Source organism: Pseudophaeobacter sp., assembly GCF_039971195.1.
GTDB lineage: Bacteria > Pseudomonadota > Alphaproteobacteria > Rhodobacterales > Rhodobacteraceae > Pseudophaeobacter.
Window position 1 is genome coordinate 1 of sequence record NZ_JBDWPJ010000022.1, and the last position, 5,428, is coordinate 5,428.

The window sequence follows — 5,428 nt, forward strand, 5'->3', positions numbered from 1 at the left end:
GTGATCCCCATGCTGTGCAACGCCCCCCCCGGCAGGATCGGCCCGCACATTTCAGTGACAAAGGCGGGGAAATGCGCGGTGATAAAGGCCAGCTGATAGCCACAGGAGAAAAAGCCCAGGAAGATCAGGGTGAAAGACGGATCCTTCATCGCCTGTTTGAGGATATCGCCCATGCTGGCTTCCAGTTCCGCCTTGCTGGCCATCTGCGGTGCGCGCATCAGCGGCAGTGTCAGGATCAGTGCCAGCACCGCGCCGGCAAAGACCAAAAAGACCGATTGCCAGCTCATCATCGACAGTAGGAACTCTGCCGTTGGTGCACCGACGATCTGCCCGGCAGAGCCCGCAGCGGTGACAATCGCCAAAGACATCGAACGGTTCTCATCCGAGCTGGCCCGGCCCACCACCGCCAGCACCACGCCAAAGCCAGTGCCCGCGATGCCAAAGCCCACCAGCCATTCATAGGCCTGCATTTCAAACGGGGTTGTGGCCCCGGCGCTCAGCACCAGGCCGGCGGCATAGGTAATGGCCCCGAGGATGATGGCCTTGCGATCACCCAGTTTTTCGGCCAGCGCGCCAAAGATCGGCTGGCCAATGCCCCAGGCCAGGTTCTGAATGGCGATGGCTAAGGAGAACTCGGCCCGTAGCCAGCCAAACTCCTCGGCAATAGGGATCTGAAACACCCCAAAGGACGCCCGCACGGCAAAGCTGGCCATGATGATGACGCAGCCGACAATCAAGACCGGCGTAAAAAGGGGCGTGACACTGCGCGACATGAGGCTTCTCCTGATCAGAGCGGCGAGACTATGGGAATTCCCAGCCCGGTCAAATCAAAGATATTGCTTGCCCAGTTAAGGAATTTTGATGTGAAGGGCTCTTATGGTTTCATCAAAAACTTGGCCAGAGCAGCTGTCACCGACGGATCTAAGCTCCCTTCATCTTTGACAGTGCCATCACTCGCGGGCCGAAACAGTGCAGCATAGACTAACGCGCGCTGCTCTTTTGCTTCTTCTGAAACGTCCCCTTCACGCACCAGACCAAGGTAGGACTGGGCAAAGGCAAGCCGCTCCCGTGCATCCAGTGCCAAATGCCGCTCTGCCAAATAGAGTTTCATCTGCAAGCGGATGAACCACAGCAACAGTGTAAAAAGGGCAAGCACACCCCCGGCCACCAAGGCACCTTTTAGGCTAAATCCAGAACAGATTGTTGCGGGGTTAGCCGGGTCACAACCAACTGGTGCCAAAAGCGTGGAGATAAGTTCAGCCTGAGTGACCAGGAGAAAGATTAGCAGCAGAATGAAAGCAGCAGCAGCGACAAGCCCCCAAACAAAGAGAGAAAAACTCACCTTTCTTGCTGATACGTGTTCTGTCTGCTTTTCTTTCCACAACTCAACGGGAGCCCGGATGGCTTGCTGTTCGGTAAAAGCTGCTTGAGCGACCTCTAGACCCTTTTCAAAATCCGCCAAGGTTTGTTGGTGATGAATATCAAGTTCTTTTGTAGCGCGAGCGGTTAAGGTGGATGCATACTGTCTAGCCTCCTCCAATTGCTCTTGTAGCGCCGCTTGCCCGGCTTTTGTTTGTTTCAGGTCTACGTAGAGCTCCGCCTGAGTAGATTGCAAATCACCGTAAACTTCTGCAGCCTTGCTAACAACACCATGGAGTGTCCTGACATCCTGCGCCACGTCCTCCGAAATGGCTTGCCTCTGGCCTGCAGACATCGAACCAGTGGCCAATTCTGCAAGCTTGCCCGTGAGACTCGATGTATCCTTCGACAACCAAGCAAAGGCTTCGTTTTCATTTTCTCGACTTGGATCGTTTGGCTTCTTAATGTCCATAACTTCAATCTCATCGCGCTAGAAATATAATACTGTCAAATTGCCGGGAAACCACTCAACCCTAATACGTATTCTTCATTCTGTCACCGGGCCCAAATTTGAGACTGACTTTTATTCACTCCCCTCGCAGGGTAAAGCAGTCTTATGACTGATCTCAGCACGCTTTATACCCAAAAGATTGCCAATGGCGATCTGCGCCCCGACCCCGCCCAGGAAGCGGTTCTGCCGCAATTCGACCGGATCTCGGCCGGGTTGCAGGCCGAGCCGGTGAAACGCGGGCTGTTTCGCCGCGCCAGCCCGGCCCCGGCGCCCAAGGGGCTGTATCTGTGGGGCGGCGTTGGCCGGGGCAAATCCATGTTGATGGACCTCTTTGTCGACAGTCTCGGCGATATCCCGGCGCGCCGGGTGCATTTCCATGCCTTCATGCAGGAAATCCACGCCAAAATGCATGCGGCCCGCAAGGAGGGCGTGCAGGACGCGCTGGCACCGGTGGCGCAGGAGGTGGCAGAATCGGTGCGGGTGCTGGCCTTTGACGAGATGCAGATCACTGACATTACCGATGCAATGATTGTAGGGCGTTTGTTTGAGGCGCTGTTTGCGGCAGATGTCTGCGTCGTCACCACCTCCAACCGGCTGCCGGATGAGCTCTATAAGAACGGTTTGAACCGGCAATTGTTCCTGCCCTTCATCGCGCTGATCAAGGACAAGATGCAAGTCTGGGAGATGGTCAGCCCGGTGGATTATCGCCAGGACCGTTTGAAGGGCAGTCAGGTCTATTTTGCCCCGGCGGATGCTGCGGCGCGCGAGGCCATGCTGGCGATCTGGCAGGATCTCTCCGGCGGTGATGCCCAGCCGCTGACACTGGAGGTCAAGGGCCGCGAAGTGGTGCTGCCGGCCTTTCGCAACGGGGTGGCGCGAGCGACGTTTTTTGACCTCTGTGGCAAGATGCTGGGACCCGGCGATTACCTTGCCATTGCCGAGGAGGTGAAGGTGCTGGTGCTGGAGGATATCCCGCGGCTCAGCCGCAGCAATTTCAACGAAGCCAAGCGTTTTGTCACTCTGATAGATGCGCTCTATGAAGCTCAGGTGCGGCTGATCTGTTCCGCCGCCGCCGAGCCTGAGTTTCTTTATGTCGAGGGTGATGGTGCCTTTGAGTTTGAACGCACCGCCTCTCGCCTGCGCGAAATGCAGGATCAGGACTGGGGGCAGGCCAAGTAAACTGGGGGCAGGCCGAAAAAAGAGAGGCCGCCAACACAGGGGGCTTTAGCGGATATGGTAGGGGGCTTTGCCCCCTCGCGCCCGGGGCGCTCACCCCCAGGATATTTTTTGGCCAAATGAAAAGCAAGGCACGCCTGCGCGGACCGGGTCAGCCGTTTTCGCGCAGGATATGGCCTGCAAGATAGAGGGAGCCGCAGATCAAAACCCGCGCCTCTGGGTCTTGCTGCAGGATCGCCTGTAGCGCCTCACTGGTTGAAGCTGCTGTTGTTGCTGTGAGACCAACCAGTTTGGCAGCGGCTTGGGTCTCAGCAGCGGGCAGGGTATTGACCTCATCCGGGATCGAGACTGCGGTAAGGCTTGCCGCTTCTCTGGCCAGGGGCGCCAGATAGCCGGTGACGTCTTTTGTGTTGAGCATGCCGCAGATCAGATGGGTTGGACGTTTGGGCAGAGCTGCCAGCAGATCTGCCAGCGCCTCACCGGCGGCGGCGTTATGGCCCCCATCCAGCCAGAGCTCGGCCTGGCCTGCCAAGTCTACCAGGGGCCCGTTTTTGAGCCGCTGCATCCGGGCGGGCCATTGGGTCTGGGTCATTGCCGCCTCACAGGCGGATTCCCCCGCCCCGAGGTGGCGCAGCACCGCCAGCGCCGCGCCGGCATTCTGCACCTGATGCGCCCCCAGCAAGGCAGGCAGGGGCAGATCCAACAGGCCGCGCTCATCCTGGAACACCAGGCGGCCGCGTTCCTCATAGACATGCCAGTGCTGACCATAGGCCACCAGCGGCGCACCAAGACGGGCGGCCGTGGCCTCGATCACCTCCATCGCCTCATCCGGTTGGGGGCCGACAATGACCGGCACCCCGCGTTTGATGATCCCGGCTTTCTCTGTTGCGATCTTGGCCAGGGTATCGCCCAGGAATTGCTCGTGATCGATGGAGATGGGGGTGATCACCGTCACTTCGGGCCTGGCAATCACATTGGTGGCATCCAGCCGCCCGCCCAGGCCCACCTCCAGCAGGGTGAAATCCGCCGGGCTGCGGGCAAAGGCCAGCAGGCCAGCCACAGTGGTGATCTCAAAATAGGTGATGCTGTCCGCGCCATTGGTGGCGTAGCATTCGTCGAGGATCTCGGTGAGATGCGCCTCGGAGATCAGCTCCCCACCCAGGCGGATACGTTCGTGAAACCGCGCCAGATGTGGCGAGGTATAGGCATGCACCGATTTGCCCCAGCCCTCGAGACCGGCGCGGATCATCGCCTGGGTAGAGCCTTTGCCATTGGTGCCAGCGATATGGACTACCGGTGGCAGATTGTCCTGGGGGTTGCCCAGCCGCTCTAACAAGCGCCAGACCCGGTCCAGGGTCAGATCGATGATCTTTGGGTGCAGCGCCAACATGCGGGCGAGGATGGCATCAGAGGTGGTCTGGGTCATGAGGTGCACTCTTGGAGAACGAGGACAGGGGGGTGCCAAGCAAAACGGCCCGCCCAAAACAGGCGGGCCGCAGTCAAGCAAGATCTGCTCTAGGGTGATCAGCCCTTGTCAGCTGGAGGCTCTGCGGCAGTTTCAGGGGTTTTCGCGGCGTCCAGAGGCGCCACGGGGGCCGGCAGGTCGCCCACCACCTGAGGTGACAGCCCCATGAGCATGCGGATGATGGTGATCAGCTCGTCGCGCATCTTGGTGCGCGGGATCACCCGGTCCAGCATGCCGTGGTCCAGCAGGTATTCTGCCCGCTGGAAGCCTTCGGGCAGTTTTTCGCGGATGGTCTGTTCGATCACCCGCGGGCCGGCAAAACAGATCAGCGCATTGGGTTCGGAGACATGCACATCGCCCAGCATCGCATAGGAGGCGGTCACGCCACCGGTGGTGGGATGGGTCAGCACAACGATGTAAGGCAGGTTGGCCTCTTTCAGCATCTGTACCGCCACGGTGGTACGCGGCATCTGCATCAGCGACAGGATGCCTTCCTGCATGCGGGCACCGCCTGCGGCTGAGAACAGCACCAGCGGGCGGCCCAGTTTCACCGCCTCTTCGGCGGCGGCCACAATGGCATTGCCAACATACATGCCCATGGAGCCGCCCATGAAGGAGAAATCCTGCGCTGCGGCGACGATAGGCGTGCGGCCGATTTCGCCAGAAGCCACCAGCATGGCCTCTTTCTCGTCGGTCTTTTTCTGCGCCGCCTTCATCCGGTCAGGATATTTTTTCTGATCGCGGAATTTCAGCGGGTCGGCCAGTGGCTCTGGCACGGAGACCTCAGTGAAAACACCGCCATCAAACAGCGCAGTAAAGCGATCACGCGGGGTGATATGCATGTGATGGCCGCAATTGGTGCAGACATTCTGATTGTCGCTCAGCTCGCGGTGAAACAGCATGGTGCCGCATTCACT

General features: G+C 59.2%; 5 protein-coding genes. 1 reads left to right on the plus strand and 4 read right to left on the minus strand.

Going from position 1 to position 5,428, the window contains the following annotated elements:
- Positions 1-773 (minus strand): MFS transporter (locus tag ABJP42_RS01595; protein WP_348338149.1); only part of this gene is annotated, 773 nt, incomplete at its 3' end.
- Positions 774-874: 101 nt separating this feature from the next.
- The gene (locus ABJP42_RS01600) at positions 875-1,831 is read right to left on the minus strand and encodes a DUF6161 domain-containing protein (protein ID WP_348338150.1); all 957 of its coding nucleotides are present in this window, start codon (positions 1,829-1,831) and stop codon (positions 875-877) included.
- Positions 1,832-1,975: 144 nt separating this feature from the next.
- Between ABJP42_RS01600 and zapE the strand changes: the two genes are divergently transcribed.
- Positions 1,976-3,049, plus strand: a complete 1,074-nt coding sequence (zapE, locus tag ABJP42_RS01605; RefSeq protein ID WP_348338151.1) for a cell division protein ZapE — start codon at positions 1,976-1,978, stop codon at positions 3,047-3,049.
- Between the two features lie 148 nt (positions 3,050-3,197).
- Here zapE and ABJP42_RS01610 read toward each other — a convergent pair whose 3' ends face one another.
- Positions 3,198-4,472, minus strand: coding sequence for a bifunctional folylpolyglutamate synthase/dihydrofolate synthase (locus ABJP42_RS01610; RefSeq protein ID WP_348338152.1), 1,275 nt, complete (start codon positions 4,470-4,472; stop codon positions 3,198-3,200).
- Between the two features lie 98 nt (positions 4,473-4,570).
- Positions 4,571-5,428, minus strand: an 858-nt coding sequence (accD, locus tag ABJP42_RS01615; protein ID WP_348338153.1) for an acetyl-CoA carboxylase, carboxyltransferase subunit beta, incomplete at its 5' end; no start/stop codon positions are given.